Source organism: Martinezella miluonensis (assembly GCF_900094545.1).
Classification (GTDB): domain Bacteria; phylum Pseudomonadota; class Alphaproteobacteria; order Rhizobiales; family Rhizobiaceae; genus Rhizobium; species Rhizobium miluonense.
Window position 1 is genome coordinate 68,949 of sequence record NZ_FMAH01000020.1, and the last position, 18,306, is coordinate 87,254.

Annotated in this window: 14 protein-coding genes; 5 read left to right on the top strand and 9 right to left on the bottom strand. The window is 61.1% G+C overall.

All coding sequences use genetic code 11. The annotated features are described in order from the left end of the window. Positions 1–10 precede the first annotated feature (10 nt). The 4 genes from zwf to GA0061102_RS17195 all read left to right on the top strand — a co-directional run bounded on the left by zwf (position 11) and on the right by GA0061102_RS17195 (position 5,658). Entirely contained in the window at positions 11–1,486 is a 1,476-nt protein-coding gene (gene zwf, locus GA0061102_RS17180; RefSeq protein WP_092851276.1) for a glucose-6-phosphate dehydrogenase, read from the top strand. A 17-nt stretch (positions 1,487–1,503) separates the two neighbouring features. Then, entirely contained in the window at positions 1,504–2,202 is a 699-nt protein-coding gene (pgl, locus tag GA0061102_RS17185; RefSeq protein WP_092851369.1) for a 6-phosphogluconolactonase, read from the top strand. Between the two features lie 178 nt (positions 2,203–2,380). Then, entirely contained in the window at positions 2,381–4,198 is a 1,818-nt protein-coding gene (gene edd, locus GA0061102_RS17190) for a phosphogluconate dehydratase (protein ID WP_092851281.1), read from the top strand. Between the two features lie 89 nt (positions 4,199–4,287). Next, entirely contained in the window at positions 4,288–5,658 is a 1,371-nt protein-coding gene (locus tag GA0061102_RS17195) for a metallophosphoesterase (RefSeq protein WP_092851282.1), read from the top strand. A gap of 199 nt (positions 5,659–5,857) precedes the next feature. Here the strand turns inward: GA0061102_RS17195 and GA0061102_RS17200 are convergent, their stop codons facing one another. The 6 genes from GA0061102_RS17200 to GA0061102_RS17225 form a co-directional block, all read right to left on the bottom strand. After that, a complete protein-coding gene (locus GA0061102_RS17200) occupies positions 5,858–6,211 on the bottom strand; it encodes a hypothetical protein (RefSeq protein ID WP_092851284.1) in 354 nt (117 codons plus the stop codon). A gap of 200 nt (positions 6,212–6,411) precedes the next feature. Then, complete coding sequence (locus GA0061102_RS17205; protein ID WP_092851286.1) at positions 6,412–7,503, bottom strand: ABC transporter ATP-binding protein; 1,092 nt, start codon at positions 7,501–7,503, stop codon at positions 6,412–6,414. 23 nt (positions 7,504–7,526) lie between these two features. Then, entirely contained in the window at positions 7,527–9,179 is a 1,653-nt protein-coding gene (gene bglA / locus GA0061102_RS17210; RefSeq protein WP_092851287.1) for a beta-galactosidase BglA, read from the bottom strand. Positions 9,180–9,215: 36 nt separating this feature from the next. Then, positions 9,216–10,370: a carbohydrate ABC transporter permease gene (locus GA0061102_RS17215; RefSeq protein ID WP_092851289.1), complete on the bottom strand. Its 1,155-nt coding sequence runs from the start codon at positions 10,368–10,370 to the stop codon at positions 9,216–9,218. A 1-nt stretch (position 10,371) separates the two neighbouring features. Beyond that, entirely contained in the window at positions 10,372–11,388 is a 1,017-nt protein-coding gene (locus tag GA0061102_RS17220) for a carbohydrate ABC transporter permease (protein WP_092851290.1), read from the bottom strand. A 122-nt stretch (positions 11,389–11,510) separates the two neighbouring features. Then, positions 11,511–12,872: an ABC transporter substrate-binding protein gene (locus GA0061102_RS17225; protein WP_092851371.1), complete on the bottom strand. Its 1,362-nt coding sequence runs from the start codon at positions 12,870–12,872 to the stop codon at positions 11,511–11,513. A 312-nt stretch (positions 12,873–13,184) separates the two neighbouring features. On the opposite strand from GA0061102_RS17225, the gene GA0061102_RS17230 reads away from it, so the two are divergent. Continuing rightward, entirely contained in the window at positions 13,185–14,216 is a 1,032-nt protein-coding gene (locus GA0061102_RS17230; RefSeq protein ID WP_092851373.1) for a substrate-binding domain-containing protein, read from the top strand. Positions 14,217–14,323: 107 nt separating this feature from the next. Here the strand turns inward: GA0061102_RS17230 and GA0061102_RS17235 are convergent, their stop codons facing one another. The 3 genes from GA0061102_RS17235 to GA0061102_RS17245 form a co-directional block, all read right to left on the bottom strand. Beyond that, positions 14,324–15,223: a bifunctional methylenetetrahydrofolate dehydrogenase/methenyltetrahydrofolate cyclohydrolase gene (locus GA0061102_RS17235; RefSeq protein WP_092851292.1), complete on the bottom strand. Its 900-nt coding sequence runs from the start codon at positions 15,221–15,223 to the stop codon at positions 14,324–14,326. 115 nt (positions 15,224–15,338) lie between these two features. After that, the gene (locus tag GA0061102_RS17240) at positions 15,339–17,267 is read right to left on the bottom strand and encodes a GumC domain-containing protein (RefSeq protein WP_092851294.1); all 1,929 of its coding nucleotides are present in this window, start codon (positions 17,265–17,267) and stop codon (positions 15,339–15,341) included. A gap of 99 nt (positions 17,268–17,366) precedes the next feature. Further along, complete coding sequence (locus GA0061102_RS17245) at positions 17,367–18,203, bottom strand: WecB/TagA/CpsF family glycosyltransferase (RefSeq protein ID WP_092851295.1); 837 nt, start codon at positions 18,201–18,203, stop codon at positions 17,367–17,369. Positions 18,204–18,306 lie beyond the last annotated feature (103 nt).

The window sequence follows — 18,306 nt, forward strand, 5'->3', positions numbered from 1 at the left end:
GAGATAGCTCATGAGCAGCCAAATCATTCCCGTTGAACCATTTGATTATGTCGTTTTCGGCGGCAGCGGCGACCTCGCGGAACGCAAGCTTCTGCCCGCCCTTTATCACCGTCAGGTCGAAGGCCAGTTTTCCGAACCGACGCGCATTATCGGCGCTTCGCGCAGTGCGCTCTCCAACGAAGAATACCGTAAATTTGCCGATGCCGCCCTCAAGGAGCACCTGAAGAAGGGCGAGTATGACGATGCCGAAGTCAAGAAATTCCTGGCTCGCCTGTTCTACGTGCCGGTCGACGCACGCAGCGATGCCGGCTGGGATCAGCTCAAGAAGATCCTGGACGAGGGCAAGGAGCGCGTCCGCGCTTTCTACCTCGCCGTCGCTCCGGGCATCTTCGGCGACATCTCGCAAAAGATCCACGAGCACAAGCTGATCACGAAGCAGACCCGCATCGTCGTCGAAAAGCCGATCGGCCGCGACCTCGCATCTGCCCTGCAGCTCAATGACACGATCGGCAAGGTCTTCAAGGAAGAGCAGATCTTCCGTATCGACCACTATCTCGGCAAGGAAACCGTGCAGAACCTGATGGCGCTGCGCTTTGCCAATGCTCTCTACGAGCCGCTGTGGAACGCCAACTATATCGACCATGTGCAGATCACGGTCGCGGAGTCGGTCGGTCTGGAAGGCCGTGCCGGTTACTACGACACCGCCGGCGCCCTGCGCGACATGGTGCAGAATCACATCCTGCAGCTGCTTTGCTTGACTGCGATGGAAATCCCCTCCTCCATGGATTCGGAAGCCGTTCGCGACGAGAAGCTGAAGGTTCTGCGCGCGCTGAAGCCGATCGACGCTTCTAATGCCGAACAGGCGACCGTTCGCGGCCAGTATCGTGCCGGCGCTTCGGCTGGCGGCCCGGTCAAGGGCTATCTCGATGAGCTGGAAGGCGGCGTTTCCAACACCGAAACCTTCGTCGCCATCAAGGCCGAGATCGGCAACTGGCGCTGGGCAGGCGTTCCCTTCTACATCCGCACCGGCAAGCGTCTCGCCGGCCGCGTGTCGGAAATCGTCATCACCTTCAAGCACATTCCGCACACCATCTTCGATCAGGCCGCCGGCCGCATCGTCGCCAACCAGCTCATCATCCGCCTGCAGCCGGACGAAGGCGTCAAGCAGTCGCTGATGATCAAGGATCCGGGTCCGGGCGGCATGCGCCTGCGAAACGTCTCGCTCGATATGAGCTTCGCCTCGGCCTTCAACGTTCGCAACCCGGACGCCTACGAGCGTCTGCTGATGGACGTGGTGCGCTCCAACCAGACGCTGTTCATGCGCCGCGACGAAGTGGAAGCCGCATGGAAGTGGGTGGATCCGATCCTCAAGGGTTGGGAAGAGGCAGGGCAGCAGGTGCAGGGCTATACGGCCGGCACCTGGGGTCCGAGCCAGGCTATCGCGCTCATCGAGCGTGACGGCCGCACCTGGCACGACGATATCTAAAACCTGGGACGATGACGATGACAGCGAACATGCATGCATTTGCCAATGGTGCCGAACTCGCCGGCAAGCTCGCGGACAAGGTGGCCGAGACCCTCTCGGCCGCTGTCGCCGCACGCGGCTCCGCAAGCATCGCGGTCTCCGGCGGCTCCACGCCGAAGGCTTTCTTCCAGGCGCTGTCATCGCGCTCGATCGACTGGGCCAAGGTGACGATCACGCTCGTCGACGAACGCTTCGTGGCGGCGGACAACCCCCGCTCGAACCACCTGCTCGTCCAGGAAAACCTGCTGAAGGACAAGGCGACTGCCGCCAAATTCCTTCCGCTCTATCAGGCTGCGGCTTCCGTCGAGGAGGCTGCCGCCATCGCCACGGAAAAAACCAGGGCTGTCGGCCATCCCTTCGATGTCGCCATCCTCGGCATGGGCAATGACGGCCACACGGCTTCCTTCTTTCCGGGCGGCAGCAATCTCCGGACCGCACTGGATCCGAACACCCCGCGTGGCATCATTACGATGGAAGCGGAAGGTGCCGGTGAGCCGCGGCTGACATTCACCTTCTCCAGCCTTCAGGATGCCAGATTGCTGGTGCTCCATATCGAGGGAGAAGGCAAGAAGAATGTCCTCGCCAAGGCCGAAGCGGCGGGCGAGGAAACCGAGATGCCGATCCGCGCCATGCTGCGTCGGGCCGCCTCTCCGGTCGAGATTTATTGGGCTCCCTGACGCAGCCGACAGGCCTCGTCTTCGAACCCTGATAGACACAGCAACATGTGCTGCGCCATGCGCCCGCAAGGGCGTACCGGCAAAGCATTGACTTTTGACCCTCGCGCGATGCCATCGACCAGGACAGATCGGGACGATCTTACGGGCACTGCGCAAAACAGACGGAGGCAGATCGACCATGGCCGCTGACGCCCGCATTTCCAAGATTACCGCACGCATCGTCGAGCGTTCGAGGCCGACACGCGAACGCTATCTGGACCGCCTGCGCAATGCCGCGACAAAGGGAGCGCAGCGCTCCGTGCTCGGCTGCGCCAATCTTGCGCATGGCTTTGCCATCTGTTCCCCGTCCGAGAAAGAGGCGCTAGCGGGGGATCATGTGCCCAATCTCGGGATCATCACCTCCTATAACGACATGCTCTCGGCGCACCAGCCCTTCGAGACCTATCCGGCCATCATCCGTCAGGCGGCGGCCGAGGTGGGCGGCATCGCCCAGGTTGCCGGCGGCGTGCCGGCCATGTGCGACGGTGTCACGCAGGGCCAGCCGGGCATGGAGCTCTCGCTCTTCTCGCGCGACCTGATCGCCATGTCCGCCGGTGTCGGTCTCTCGCACAACATGTTCGATGCGGCCGTGTTCCTTGGCGTCTGCGACAAGATCGTACCCGGCCTCGTCATCGCCGCCCTCTCCTTCGGCCATCTGCCTGCCGTCTTCATTCCGGCAGGACCGATGACCTCGGGCTTGCCGAACGACGAAAAGTCGCGCGTGCGCCAGCTCTATGCCGAGGGCAAGGTCGGCCGCGACGAACTGCTCGAGGCGGAATCGAAGTCCTATCACGGCCCCGGCACCTGTACCTTCTACGGCACGGCCAATTCCAACCAGATGCTGATGGAAATCATGGGCTTTCATATGCCGGGCGCCTCTTTCGTCAATCCGGGCACACCGCTGCGCGAGGCCTTGACCCGCGAAGCGACCAAACGCGCGCTCGCGATCACCGCCATGGGCAATGAATTCACGCCGGCCGGCGAGATGATCGACGAGCGCTCGATCGTCAACGGCGTCGTCGGCCTGCATGCCACCGGCGGCTCGACGAACCACACGATGCACATCGTCGCCATGGCGCGCGCGGCCGGCATCGTGCTCACCTGGCAGGATATTTCCGAGCTGTCCGACATCATCCCGCTGCTGGCCCGCGTCTATCCGAACGGGCTTGCCGACGTGAACCACTTCCATGCCGCCGGCGGCATGGGCTTCCTCATCAAGGAACTCTTGAAGAAAGGGCTGCTGCACGACGACGTGCGCACCGTTTACGGCCAAGGCCTCAGCGGCTACTCCATCGACGTCAAGCTCGGCGCCGACGGCAATGTCCTGCGCGAGCCGGCACCGGAAAAGAGCCACGACCCGAAGGTGCTAGCCAGCGTCGAGACGCCCTTCCAAAGCACCGGCGGCCTGAAGATGCTGCGCGGCAATATCGGCAAGGCTGTCATCAAGATTTCCGCCGTCAAGCCAGAGCGCCATATCGTCGAAGCGCCGGCCGTGATCTTCCACGACCAGCTGGAAATGCAGCAGGCCTTCAAGGACGGCAAGCTGAACCGCGATTTCGTCGCCGTCGTCCGCTTCCAGGGACCGAAGGCCAATGGCATGCCGGAGCTGCACAAGCTGACGCCGGCGCTCGGCGTGCTGCAGGATCGCGGCTTCCGAGTAGCACTTTTGACCGATGGGCGCATGTCGGGCGCATCGGGCAAGGTGCCTGCCGCGATCCATGTGACGCCGGAAGCCATCGATGGCGGCCCGATTGCCCGCATCCGCGAAGGCGATATCATCCGTATCGACGCGGTCGCCGGCACGCTGGAAGTGCTTGTCGATGCCGCTGACATGGCGGAGCGCGAGCCCGTCGTCGTCGACCTCTCGGAAAATGAGTTTGGCATGGGCCGCGAGCTCTTCGCCCCCTTCCGCCGCGCTGCAGGGCCGGCGGACCAAGGCGCTAGCGTATTGATTTAAGTGTAGTTTATGACCAGCGCGTCATAGGACTGACAACGGAATTGACTAATCCCTTGGGCATTGCTGGCAATTCCCAAGGGTAGAAATTCATGTTCAAGTCATTGCTCGGACGCCGCCAGGCGTTGAAACTTCTCGCCGGCACCGCTGTTTTGCCGGCGCTTATTTCAGCTATGCCTGCCCAAGCGGCGCAGAAGCCTTTGCGTGTTGTCATCTTGTCGGATCTGCATTCGGCTTACGAACGCTTGGGGCAATTGCTGGCGGCGATCGAAAAGCAGGTCGCTGCCAACGAGGGCCGCCATCTCGTTGTTCTGAACGGCGACCTGTTCGAGTCTGGCAATGTCGTTGCCTCACGTTCGGGTGGCGAGATCGATTGGGCCTTTCTTGCCGCGCTCGCCAAGCTGGCGCCGACGGTCGTCAATATCGGCAATCATGAGCCGGATCTGGACAATGATCTTGCCAATTTCGTCACGCGCGCCCGCGCACTCGGCGTCACCGTCCTCAGCAATATCGTCGACAAGCGCACCGGCGCACCCTACACGCAAGCCTCCGCCCATCTGACGCTTGACGGTCAGGCGGTCACCATCGCCGGCTTTGCGACCGATGCGATCAAAACCTATCCCAAGGCAACCCGAGAGGTGCTCGACATTCCGCAGCCGGTGGAGTGGGCCAAGAAAAATCTGCCTGTCATTCTCGGCAGCGACAGCATCAATATCGTGCTCAGCCATGCCGGCGTGGTCGCGGATCGCGATATCCTGCCGATCCTTCCCGACGGCACGCTCATCATTGGCGGGCACGACCACCTCAACCTGACCCATGAACAGGGCGCCACGCGCTATGTTCACACCGGCTCTTGGTCGACGGCGATCACGGTCGCGACCATTGCCGCCGCGGGCGCAGCGGCTGCGCTTCAGCGCGTCGATATCGATGCTACCGGCGCCGCCTCCTCCGCCCTCCAGGATCTCATCGCCGCCGTCTTTGCCCGCCATTTGAAGGACGAAGATCGCGCTATCATCGGCAAAGCCGACAAGACGATGACGGTGGACGAAGTGGGACGGTTCGTCGCTGACGTGATGGCAAAAAAGGCGAAAGCGGATGTCGGCTTCGTTGGCCATACGTCGTTCGGCGCGGGTCTGCTTCAGGGTGAAGTCAGCCGCTACAGCTTCAACTCGTCAGTGCGTTTCGACGGCAAGCTCATGCGGACGGAAATCGATGCGACGGTGCTCGCCGCCATCCTTGCTCGCTGCAATCAGGAGAGTGAGATACCGCTTGCGACGCGCACAGGCGATTATCTCCACGCCGCACCGGTCAACCCGTCGAAGAAGGAGCGCTATACGCTCGTCTGCAACGATTGGTCGGCCATCAATCAGAAGAGCTATTTCGGCCGCGAGGATCTCGTTTTCACGGAAGTTGCAGATATGAAGCTGAAGCAGACGGTCCTCGACGCGCTGGCCGCTGGATAACGCCTTCAGAGCATCCTCCCTTCAGTCCGCAGGGGAATTTCGCTCTTGAGTGTTGATGAGCATGATCCGCAAGAGACGAACACCGTCATTGCGGATCATGCTCGGAGCTTCGCCATTCCCAATCGCATGATTGCTACTTGCGCCGTGCATTCCCAATCGAGGGCTACGCCGCAAATTTCGCGATGCGCCCGGTAGGGTCTCAGGCCTTAATGTCGAGCACGCGATTCTTATGGGCCGGATGCGAGCTGTAGACGAAGATCTTGTTCATTTCCTTGTCCGTGAGGAGACGCAGGAAACGAACTTCCACCGTGTTGTTGGGGAATACCTTCATGAGCACGCAGCCGATCTTGGTGATGCGGGCGTCCGGGATATCCAGATAGAACTGCTTCGGCAGATTATACTGGGTGAGGATCGCGAGGACAGCGCTGCTCTGCGAGATGCGGATGATATCGCAGCGGCGGGACGCAAGGTTCATCACACCCTTTTCGGTGTATTCGAGCCGTGCTGCATTCATCGTGTCTTCCATGCGAAACCGCACCTCGCGGTCATACATGAAGGACTCTTCTTTGTTTAGGAAATGCTGACCCGAATTATTAGCACTGCTGAAAGCGGCCATCTTAGTAAACCCCTAGGGTATATTATGAAAGCGAGATTATCAGCTGGTCTTTAACAGAAGGTTTGAGCGCGCCGGTTCAAGATGAATTTTATTCTTCATACTTGTCTGTGCCGGCGCCGCTCATAAGCGGTATTATATTACTGCTTGCGGTAGGAATGACCGCCGGCGTCGAAGAGGTGCAGCTTCTGCCGATCGGCAGCAAAACGCATCTTCTGGCCGCGGTGAATATTGGCAATACCGGGGATCTTGACGATGATCGGCTCGCCGTCGACCAGACCTTCGATATAGAGCTGGGTCACTTCGCCGAGCGCTTCGACGATGGCAACCTCGCCTTCGAAGAGATAATCGTCACCCGTCGCGAGACGCAGATCTTCCGGACGTACGCCGAAGCTTGCCGTCTTGCCTTTCTCGGAGGCTGCCGTCGGCACGTCGAGCGTCACCGACTTGCCGCCCGTCAGCGTTACGGTCGTCGTCGCTCCGGTCTCGGTCACCGTGGCCGGAATGATGTTCATTGCCGGCGAGCCGATGAACTTTGCGACGAACAGATTGGCCGGGCGCTCGTAGAGATCGAGCGGGGCGCCGACCTGCTCCACGCGGCCAGCAGACAGCACGACGATGCGGTCTGCCAGCGTCATCGCCTCCACCTGGTCGTGGGTGACGTAGATCATGGTCGTCTCGGGCATGGAGTCGCTGAGCTTGGCGATCTCGATGCGGGTCGCGACACGCAGCGCGGCATCCAGGTTCGACAACGGTTCGTCAAACAGGAAGACCTTCGGGTTGCGGCAGATGGCGCGGCCGATGGCGACGCGCTGGCGCTGGCCGCCCGACAGTGCTTTCGGCAGGCGTTCGAGATACTGGGTGAGCTGCAGGCTGGCGGCTGCAGAGCGCACGCGGCGGTCGATCTCCTGCTTGCTTTCGCCAGCGATGCGCATGCCGAAGGCCATGTTGTCGTAGACCGTCATGTGCGGATAGAGCGCGTAGGATTGGAAGACCATGGCGATGCCGCGCCTTGAGGGCGGCACTTCGTTCACCTTCTGCCCAGCAATGAGCATATCGCCCGCCGTGATGCTCTCGAGCCCGGCGATCATCCGCAGCAAGGTGGATTTGCCACAACCGGACGGCCCAACGAAGACGATGAATTCGCCTTCGTTGATCTCCAGATCGATGCCGTGCAGCACATGCACGCTGCCGTAGGATTTACGGATGTCCTTCAGAACAAGTCCTGTCATCTATTCTTCCTCCTCCCAAAGGCTCAGGCAAGACGCGCGAAATAAGCGCCCCAGGCCGGAATATCGATCTTGTTGCCGTAGTTGTTGCTAGTAAAGCCGTGTCCGGTCAATCCCTGCCAGTTGCCCTCCGGCAAGGTCGCCATAGCTTCGACGGGGCTCATGTTGAAGGCACAGAGAATAGTCTCGCCGTCATAGTTGCGGGTGTAGATGAGGACATCGCCCTGCGGTTCCGAGAAGGCGATCTCGCCCTTGGCGAAGGCCGGGTGCTGCTTGCGGAAGGCAAGGAAGCGGCGGTATTGCTCCAGCACAGAATTCTCGTCGCCCTGCTGAACGTTGACGGCACGCAGAATATGCTCCACCGGCACCGGCAGCCAGGGCTTCACCGTGGAGAAGCCGCCCTGTGCGACCTGGCTGTCCCAAACCATCGGCGTGCGGCAGCCATCGCGACCCTTGAACTCCGGCCAGAACTGGATGCCGTAGGGGTCCTGCAGGTCCTGATAGGCGAGATCGGCTTCGGTGAGCGCCAGTTCCTCGCCCTGATAGATGCAGACGGAACCGCGCAGGGTCAGCAGCAGCGCCGCATAGAGCTTGGCGAAGGCATCGCGGTCGGCGACCAGATTGCCCCAGCGGCTGACGTGGCGCACGACGTCATGGTTGGAGAACGCCCAGCAGGCCCAGCCTTCGGGAGCTGCGGCGTCGAAGTCGTTCATCACTTCTTCGACACGCTCCGGCGACAGTGCATCCGGCGCCAGGAATTCGAAGGCATAGCACATGTGCATCTTGTCGCCGCCGGAGGTGTACTCGCCGACGATTTCGAGGCCGCGCTGACTGTCGCCGACTTCGCCGACGGCGGCAATGGCCGGATATTCGTCGAGCACGGCGCGGAAGCGCTTTAGGAACTCCAGGTTCTCGGGACGGTTCTTGTCGTAGAGGTGTTCCTGGAAGTTGTAGGGATTGACGGCCGGCGCAGTGGAGGCATTGCGGCGCGAAGGTTCCAGCGCCGGATTGTCGCGCAGTTCCTTGTCGTGGAAATAGAAGTTGATGGTATCGAGGCGGAAGCCATCGACGCCGCGGTCGAGCCAGAAACGCACGACATCCAGCAACCGATCCTGCACTTCCGGATTGTGCAGGTTCAGATCCGGCTGCGAGGTCAGGAAATTATGCATGTAATATTGCATGCGGGTGGGATCCCAGGCCCAGGCCGAGCCGCCAAAGATCGACAGCCAGTTGTTGGGCGGCGTGCCATCCGGCTTGGCGTCGACCCAGACATACCAATCAGCCTTGGGGTTGTCCTTGCTCGAACGGCTTTCGACAAACCAGGGATGGCGATCGGAGCTGTGCGACAGCACCAGGTCGATCATCACCTTGATGCCGAGGCGATGAGCTTCCGTCATCATCGCATCGAAATCGGCCAGCGAGCCGAAGATCGGATCGACGTCCTCGTAGTTGGAGACGTCGTAGCCGAAATCACGCATCGGCGACGTGAAGAACGGCGAAATCCAGATCGCATCGACGCCGAGCGCCGCGACATGCGGCAGGCGGACGGCGATGCCCTTGAGATCGCCGATGCCGTCGCCGTTGGAGTCCTGATAGGAGCGCGGATAGATCTGATAGATCACGGCGCCGCGCCACCAGTCCTTGTCAACTGCCGGGGTCGATTGAGGAGCAATGCTCATGCTGAATGGGTCCTGTCTGAATGATACGGTTTTGGATCAGCCCCCCTTCACCGACCCGGCGAGCAGACCGCGCACGAGATAGCGCTGCAGACCGAAGAAGACGAGGAGCGGAATAATGATGGTAACGAAGGCCGATGCCGTCAGGATCTCCCAATTGCCGCCGCGCGAGCCGAGCAGCGCGTTCAGGGCGGCAGTCAGGACCAGATGATCCTTGTCGGTGCCGAGGAACACCATGGCGATCAGCAGGTCGTTCCAGACCCAGAGGAACTGGAAGATCGCGAAGGAGGCAAGCGCCGGGAAGGACAGCGGCAGGATGATCTTGACGAAGATATCGAAATCGCTGGCGCCGTCGACGCGGGCGGATTCGATGATCTCCTTGGGCAGGCCGGCAATGTAGTTGCGCAGCAGATAAATGGCGAGCGGCAGGCCGAAAGCGGTATGCGCCATCCAGATGCCCGGATAGGTTTTCGACGGCACGCCGAAGATCTGGCCGATTTCGTTATAGATGCGCAGAAGCGGGATCAGCGACATCTGCAGCGGCACGACGATCAGGCCGACGACGAGTGCAATCAGCAGCGCCCGGCCGGGAAACTCCATCCAGGCCAGCGCATAGGCTGCAAAGGCGGCAATCAGGATCGGGATGACAGTCGCGGGGATCGTCACCGTCAGCGAATTGATGAAGGACTGACCGATGCCCTCGCCCGCCAGAACCGTGCGATAATTGTCCATCGTGAATTGCGGCGGAGTGGCAACCGTGAGGTAGACACGCTTGGCGCGCGCATCGGCTCCGAATGAACCGTTCTTCTGGTAGCGATAGCTGCCGTCGGCATTGATGGTAAGGGTCTCACCCTTCTCCAGCTCTGCTGGCGCTCCAACCTTATAGGCGGCCGGCTCCTGCACGCGCTGACCGAAAGACTGGATCTTGCCGCCGCCTTCGACGGCAAGATTGCCTAATATCACGAAATTTGCGCCATCTGGCTTCGCCTTGTCCGGGCCATCAAGACGGGCAGCCGTCGTGCGTGAGGAACCAGCAAAGGCAGTCCACCAGCCGGAGACGACGATCTGGTCCTTGTCGCGGATAGCGGTGACGAAGATTCCGAGCGTCGGCAGAAGCCAGAGGAAGACGATGAGCAGCACCGCGGCATGGACGAAGATGCGGGCGGGGCCGATACGACCGAGATTTCCAATCATATCAGCGCCCCTTCGTTTCTGCGTTTGCGCGACGGATGTTCCAGATCATGATCGGCGTCACCGCCGCCATGATGATGAGTGCGATGACGGCACTTCGGCCGCTGTCGCCGCCGCCTCGGAACAGCCAGTTGAACATCAGGTTGGCGAGCACCATCGTATTCCATTGACCGTTGGTCATGGTGAGAACGATGTCGAAAACCTTGAGGACGAGGATGGTGATGGTGGTCCAGACGGTGGCGATCGTGCCCCAGACCTGGGGCACCATGATTTTCCAGAAGATCTGCCAGCCATTGGCGCCGTCGATGACGGCCGCTTCGATGGTTTCCTCCGGAATGCCGCGCAGGGCCGCCGACAGGATGACCATGGCAAAGCCGGTCTGAATCCAGATCAGCATGACCATCAGGAAGAAATTGTTCCAGAAGGGAATGGTGATCCAGACTTCCGGAGTGCCGCCGAAAAGCTGGGCTACAGCGTTCAGCAGGCCGATCTGTGCGTCGGTGCCGCCGCGGTATTCGTAGATGAATTTCCAGATGACCGAGGCGCCGACGAAGGAGATCGCCATCGGCATGAAGATGACGGCCTTGGCGATATTGCCCCACCAGATACGGTCGGTCATGACCGCGATGACGAGACCGAAGAAGGTGCAGGCTGCCGGCACAACGGCAAGCCAGAGGATGTTGTTGAAGATCGACTGGCGGAATTCGGTGTCGTTGATGGCCCAGAGATAGTTGGCGCCGCCGACGAACTTGTTACCATCCGGTCCATAGAAAGACAGGATGAACGTCGCCACGACCGGGTAGACGAGATAGACGACGAGCAGGAACAGTGCCGGCCCCAGGAACAGCCAGGGGCGGATGAGGCCGCGGCGCCGAAGATTGACGGCGGCCTTATGAACGTCGGCCCCCTCCTTTGCCGGGAAGATCAGGTCCAAGAACTTGTTGGAGAACCAGAAATAAGCGGCGCAAAAGCCAACACCGAATATCATGGCGCCAATCGCCGATAGGATCTGCGAAAACATTCACTCCCTCCCCGAATTTACCTGCTAGAGGCCACCCGTCCGACATCGGCAGCGCGAGAGCGCGCCGTTGGATGCTATTGGCGCCGCCGGCAATTTGCCGGCGGCGGTTGAGCTGTGATGTCTTACTTGATGGCGTCCCAGGACTTCTGGATGCCGTCGGCAACATCCTGTGCGGACTTGCCGCCGACGAAGTCCACCATGCCGGTCCAGAACGAACCTGCGCCGATCTTGCCCGGCATCAGGTCGGAACCGTCGAAGCGGAAGGTGGTGGCGGAGGTCAGAATCTCCCCTTCCTTGCGCAGCGTGTCGTTGGCGTAGGCAGCCGTGTTGACAGACTTGTACGGCGTCAGGAAGCCGGACTGTGCCATCCAGACCTCCTGGGCGATCGGCGTCTGCAGGAACTGGATGAAGGCGCGGGCAGCCTTCGAGTCCTTGGTGATGGTCGCCAGCGTGCCGGCACCTTCGACCGGCTTGCCGAGTTCCGGATGCGAGGCAAACGGCGGGAAGTAGAAGAAGTCCGCATCCTGGCCGAGCTTGGTGCCTTCCGGGAAGAAGGACGGAATAAAGGAAGCCTGCTTATGCAGGTAGCACTTCGGCGGCACCGAGAAGAGACCCTTCGGGCTGTCGCGGAAGTCCGTCGAGGCAACGGCTGCAACGCCGCCGGCAACATATTTCGGGTTTTTGGAGAACTTGCCGAATTCCTCGATGGCGGCAACAACCTTCGGATCGTTGAACTTCAGCGTATTGTCGACCCAGTGATCATAATCCTGCGGCGTGTTCAGGCGCAGCATCAGATCTTCGACCCAGTCGGTTGCCGGCCAGCCGGTGGCGCCGCCCGAACCGAGGCCGATGCACCAGGGCGTGCCGCCATCCTTGACGATCTGGTCCGAAAGCTTGATCAGGTCCTCCATCGTTGTGGGAACCTTGTAGCCGGCTTCCTCGAAATTCTCGGGCACATACCAGACCAGCGACTTCAGGTCGGCCTTGTAGGGGAAGGCGTAGAAGGCGTCCTTGCCGTCCTTGCCCTTATAGGTGCCGTAGCCGACCCAGCTGTCGCCGGCGCCGTAATTGGTCTTGATCCACGAAGCGACATCATCGCCGAGCGGCGTCAGATAGCCCTTGCTGGCGAGGTTGGCGAGCAGGCCCGGCTGCGGGAGGATGGCGACGTTCGGCGGAGAACCGGCCTGCGTGTCGATGACGATCTGCTGCTCATAGTTTTCCGAGGACGAATATTTGGCGTTCACGCCTGTCGCTTCGGTGAAGTAGTTCAGGACGCTGGTGAAGAGCGCTTCGTCCTCGCCGCGCCAGGGACCGAAGATGGTCAGCGTCTCGCCCTTCAGATCGGCGTGGGCAGCCTTGAATTCGTCGTAGCTCTTCCAGTTGAACTTGGAATCCTGGCCGGGCTGGAATTTCAGATCGGCAGCCATGGCCGTACCAGCCATCAGGGCCGCAGCGGCAACGGTCATCAAAAATAATTTCTTCATGTGGTTGTCCTCCCAAACAATGAAATCCATGAGCCCAAACACGCTTCCGTGCTGCGCGCTCCATTCCTCAAAGCGCTTTGACTGCCCTCTGTCATCCATTGAGGACGGGACAAAGTCAAGCGATTTTCAGTTTTCGGCTAATATACACCGCAAATCTCGCACTGCAGCATAAAATAAGCACCAATATCTTTGTTAATTATCTTGTCTCGAGCGCTCTGCCTGCTAAATATTAAAAGCGCTTTGGAAGCCGTGGACGCCTCGGGAGGTTGCGTTGGCATCTTAGCAGGTGAGGAGTTGGAGGAGCCGAAAGCCGTGAATCTGAAACAGCTATCGCAAATGCTGGGGCTGTCGCAGACGACAGTCAGCCGAGCATTGAACGGATATCCGGAGGTCAATCGCGAAACCCGCGAGCGTGTCCTCAAGGCGGTTCGGGAAACAGGCTACCGGCCCAATAAGGCGGCACAGAGACTTGCGACCGGCAAGGCCGGGTCGATCGGGCTGGTCATGCCAACATCGCCAGGCAACTCTTCAGACGTGCATTTCAGCGAGTTCCTGACCGGCCTTGGCGAGGAAGCGCTGCGCCATGACTTCCATTTCGTGCTGACGCCGGCAGACCCGAATGATGAGGTCGGCGCCTTGAAGCGGCTAGCGGCCAGCGGCAATGTCGATGCCCTTTTCGTCAACTACATGCGCGGCCACGACCCGCGCCTGGAGATGCTGAAGACGCTCTCCATGCCCTTCCTCGTGCATGGGCGCTCCATCGGCTCGGAGCCGGATTACCCCTTCCTTGACATTGACAACGAAGCCGCGTTCTACGAAGCGACGAAGCTCCTGCTACAGCTCGGGCACAAGCGTTTTGCCCTGTTGAACGGCCCCATCTATCTCGATTTCGCCATTCGCCGGAAGAACGGCGTCGAGGCAGCGCTTGCCGAACGCGGCCTGGCCTTGGACGAGGCATGCGTCAGTCACACGGCGATGACCGACGAGCAGGGTCTGCTCGTGATGGAGCGCATTTTGCAGATGGAGAAGAAACAGCGGCCGACCGCGGTACTTTGCTCCAGTACCGTGCTGGCGCTCGGCGCCGTTCGCGCCATCAATCAGGCAAAGCTCAAGCTCGGCGAGGACATCTCGATGATCGCCCATGACGACGTGCTGACCTTGCTCAAGCCGGAAAACTTCACCGTGCCGCTGACGACGACGCGCTCGTCGCTCCGCTCGGCAGGTGTGCGCATCGCCGAGCGCCTGATCGGCGAGATCAAGCGTACTGAGACGTTTCCAGCACAGGAATTGTGGAAGGCGGAGCTTATCGTCCGCGCCTCGACCGGCGTTGCGCCGGCCGATTGATGTCGAAAGCGGTTCAGCCCTTCGCGGAGTTTCCGAACCGCCCCCTCTTTGCGTTTACGCAATTGCAGACGGAAAACCGCTCGGCGCTTTTCCTGGAGTAGTCTTGATCAAAACTTCGGTGGCTTTCTACCCGCAGTGCGATGAGCGGCGATGACGGTATTGGCCATCAGCATGGCGATCGTCATCGGCCCGACGCCACCCGGCACCGGCGTGATGGCCTTGGCGACTTCGGACGCCTGCGCATAGGCGACATCGCCGACCAACCGGCTCTTGCCCTCGCCGCGCTCCGGCGCATCGATACGGTTGATGCCGACGTCGATGACCGTTGCGCCCGGCTTGATCCAGCCAACCTTGACCATCTCAGGACGACCGACGGCCGCCACCAGGATATCGGCGCCGCGGGCAACCGAAGCCAGGTCCTTGGTGCGCGAGTGCGCCGTCGTGACAGTCGCATTGGCATTGAGCAGCAATTGCGCCATCGGCTTGCCGAACAGGTTCGAGCGGCCGATGACCACGGCGTTGAGGCCCGACAGGTCTTCGCCATGGATCGAGCGCACCAGAAGCATGGCGCCGGCCGGCGTGCAGGAGATCAGCCCGGTTTCGAGATCGCCGGTGGCGAGTTTGCCGGCATTGACCACATGCAACCCGTCGACATCCTTCTCCGGCCGGATCGACTGGATGATCGCATCGGAATCCAGGTGCTTCGGCAATGGCAGCTGCACCAGAATGCCGTGAATGGACAGGTCTTCGTTCAGCGAGGCCACAAGGCCTGCCAGCGTTTCCTGCGTCGTCTCGGCCGGCAACGTGTGCTGGATGGAATTGAAGCCGCACTCCTTGGCCATCTTGCTCTTGGAGTTCACATAGGCGTGGCTTGCCGGATCGTCGCCAACGATGACGACCGCAAGTCCGGTCTTCACACCGGTCTCCGCCTCAAGCCCCGCCGCCGCACCCTTCACAGCCGCGATCACCGAAGCCGCTGCAACCTTGCCATCGATCACTGTCGTCACGCTGGTCTCCCGATATGAATTCGACGCCAATCTACAAATCATCGGCCTGGCGGAATTGCCTGCCAACGCCCTATGGTGTCTGAAAGCGGTAATTGCAAGGAGAAACGGCGGCCGATCAGTCGAGACCGGCATGCCTGTGCGCGGCATAGGTCTGGACCTTCGAGCGCAGTTCCGCAAGTTCCTGCCTGATGCGCAGCCATTCATCCTTAGCGGCCGTGTGGGCTTCTGCCTCGGGCATCGGTTCTGCGGGGGCCTCGTGGGTCAGATCGGGCAGCGGCAGGAATGCCGGCTCGATCTCGTGCTGAGAGACAGGCCTCGATATGGCGGTTTCAACGATTGCGTGGTCCTCGGCCTGCGTGACGCTGGCCAGCCATTTCCGCAGGAAAACCAGGCAGAGCGACAGGCCGAAGCCTGCCAGGAAGCCGGCAGCCTGATTACCCGCGAGATGATCGTCGATGGGGGCCGCCGCTGCGACGGCCTGCGAAATCACCGTCATTGGCGCTCTGGTGTCCGACGGAGCCAGAGCCGTATTCTGCCGATCGGCCTCATAGCGGCTTTGGGCGGCGGCGGCGGCGACTGCATCCTGCAACTGCGCGAGACGGACGATATCGACATCGATGCTCTTCTGACTGAGAGCGGTCATCCGCGCGGAAAGAGTTCCCTGCTTTTCAAGCGCAGCCTTCAGCGCTGCGTCGCTGCTGACGACGAGCCGCTGCAGCTGATTGCGGATGCTGGAGGTCAGATCGTCCACCGTCGCCTGCTGCGCAAGCAGACGAGGGTGGCGAGGGCCGAGCTGCGTCGAAAGCTGGGCGAGCTGCGCCTTTGCGGCGCTATAGCGGCTGCGCAGATCATCGAAGCCGGCGGGAGCAAGATCTGCCGGCAAGGCACCGCTCAGCAGGGACGCAGGCGTCGCCGATTTGGCCGCGGACGCATTTGCCCGGGCGCTGCGCACCGCCATATCCGCCGCCTTGATTTCACTGTCCAGCTGCCGGCGCTGGTCCTGCATTGCCAAGGCGGCTGCGATCTTGTCTTCGCCGTAACGCGCCTTGAAATCAGCGAGCGCGGCCGAGGCGCGATCGAGTTCCTTGCGGCTGCGACCGCCTGCCGTATCGCCGGCGCTTGAGGTTGCGGCCACCTGCGCGACGGCAGAATCGTAGACGGTGGTGACCGCCAGCCGATTGGCGATGTCGGCGGACCTGACCGGATCGCCCGACATGACCGTCAGCCGCAGGAGGCCGGTCGCATCGTCGATGCCGACAGTGACGTTCCTGCGAAGATTTGCCTGCGCGCGCGACGGCGCATCCGAGGCACTGCCGTTGCCCGACAGCAGCTCCATGGCGACCCCGACAGCGCCCGCGCGGCTGCCGGTGAATTCCGGATCGCGATCAAGCTTCAGCCTGGCGACGACATCGGAAAGCGCTGATGGAGCGACTGCACATTTCGCCGCTATGTCCAGCACGGATTGACGTACTCTGCCCTCGCCTTCGGCATGCAGAAATGCCTGCGACATGTAAAGCGGCGGCGGCGCGAGCACTGTCGGAATGGCCGCTCCTGCCAGCGCCGTTGCCACGACAAAGCCCAGCGAGCGGATGCTGAGGGACCAGTTGCGACGGCGGCGCATCGGATCGGGAAGAACCGGCTCGGAGAACTGCTGCAGCGGCTCGTTTTCAAGCAGGTCGGGCACGAATTCCAGCAGATCGGGGACCGGCTCCGATGGCGGACCGGCTGCGGGTTCGCGCTCCCCGTACCGATGGCTCAAGATACTGCCGATCTGTTCGGCTAGTGGTTGGTGCTGCGGAACTTCTCCCGGTTGCAACGTCTTTCCACCCGATACCGGATAGGGATCGCCATTCAGCCTTCTGCGCAGAATCGCGCGCAACTCGGCATCGCGCGGGTCGTCGGAATTGGCCGCGCGCAGACCAATGCGACCGCGAAAGTCATCGTCGATGCGATCGGAAATAGCACGCCTACCCGACCTTTGCGAAACCTCGAAGGTTTCCGCCTCGTCAGGGTAGAATCCGGTCCCGGTTTTGCTTTCAAACATGGCGGATCATCTCGCACGCGCGGTCAGAGACCGACGCAAATGGTTAACCCACTCTAAACTTTCATACCAAAGAAAGGGTTAACGCCTGTGCCCGCAGCGTCAGCTCGCCAGTTTGTTTGGCGGTATGAGGCGTGGCCTCGCTTGAGGCATTTCCGCACGATCGATCCGCTCCTTGCGGCCGAACTGATGCCGGACGACCTGATAGAAGAAAAGCGGTATGCCGACCATATAGCGCCGCCATAGTCTGCTCGGCTCCAAGGCCAGGCGAAACAGCCACTCGCCGCGGACTGCCCGCACCAATGCTGGCGCACGCGGCACGGTACCGGAGACGAAATCGAAGAGCGCGCCCACGGTCAGAACCAGCCGCGCATGCTGCGGTCCGACATGTTCGGCAACCCATTTTTCCTGCAAGGGGGTTCCCATGCCGACGATCAGGACGTCAATCTTTTGCTGGCTAATTTCCGCCGTGACGGCATCGCTCTTCTCCGGATCGAAAAAGCCGTCGGAAATAACGATGAATTCGTGCCATGGCGCGTGCTGCCGCAGCTTTTCCGCCGCCTTTTCGACGACCGAGCGACGGCCGCCCAGCAGGCCGATGCGTTTCGTCCGCTCCATGAAGGTCAACAGCGCCGGAACGAAATCCGTGCCGTTCAGATTGGCGGGAAACGGCTCTCCATGGGCGACGCGGGAAGCGATATCGAGACCGACGCCATCGGGCAGAACAAGGTTGCGCTCCAGCACCTCGCGATAGCTTTCATCGCGCAGCATCACCAGCATGTTGTGGGCATTGACGAAGGAGATCGAGGTCTGTCCGACCGGCAGGGACGCGAGTTCATTGACGAAGGGCAGCGCATCTTCCCAATTGAGATCGCAAACAGGCAGATCGAAGATCATGCGGCGTGACGCGATGGCGGCGAAATCAGCAACCTTGTTCAATCCAACAACCTCCTGCCGGCGTCGTCGACACGACAGGCGCCGGTAATGCAAGCTCCTGCCCCTATGCTGGTCACCGGTTCGGCGACGATAGAGGCATTGCTAG

What these genes read in the sequence shown, in the direction of transcription:
- zwf (WP_092851276.1), top strand. Translation starts at nt 11, where the DNA reads ATGAGCAGCCAAATCATTCCCGTTGAACCATTTGATTATGTCGTTTTC.
- pgl (WP_092851369.1), top strand. Translation starts at nt 1,504, where the DNA reads ATGACAGCGAACATGCATGCATTTGCCAATGGTGCCGAACTCGCCGGC.
- edd (WP_092851281.1), top strand. Translation starts at nt 2,381, where the DNA reads ATGGCCGCTGACGCCCGCATTTCCAAGATTACCGCACGCATCGTCGAG.
- GA0061102_RS17195 (WP_092851282.1), top strand. Translation starts at nt 4,288, where the DNA reads ATGTTCAAGTCATTGCTCGGACGCCGCCAGGCGTTGAAACTTCTCGCC.
- GA0061102_RS17200 (WP_092851284.1), bottom strand. Translation starts at nt 6,211, where the DNA reads ATGTATGACCGCGAGGTGCGGTTTCGCATGGAAGACACGATGAATGCA.
- GA0061102_RS17205 (WP_092851286.1), bottom strand. Translation starts at nt 7,503, where the DNA reads ATGACAGGACTTGTTCTGAAGGACATCCGTAAATCCTACGGCAGCGTG.
- bglA (WP_092851287.1), bottom strand. Translation starts at nt 9,179, where the DNA reads ATGAGCATTGCTCCTCAATCGACCCCGGCAGTTGACAAGGACTGGTGG.
- GA0061102_RS17215 (WP_092851289.1), bottom strand. Translation starts at nt 10,370, where the DNA reads ATGATTGGAAATCTCGGTCGTATCGGCCCCGCCCGCATCTTCGTCCAT.
- GA0061102_RS17220 (WP_092851290.1), bottom strand. Translation starts at nt 11,388, where the DNA reads ATGTTTTCGCAGATCCTATCGGCGATTGGCGCCATGATATTCGGTGTT.
- GA0061102_RS17225 (WP_092851371.1), bottom strand. Translation starts at nt 12,872, where the DNA reads ATGAAGAAATTATTTTTGATGACCGTTGCCGCTGCGGCCCTGATGGCT.
- GA0061102_RS17240 (WP_092851294.1), bottom strand. Translation starts at nt 17,267, where the DNA reads ATGTTTGAAAGCAAAACCGGGACCGGATTCTACCCTGACGAGGCGGAA.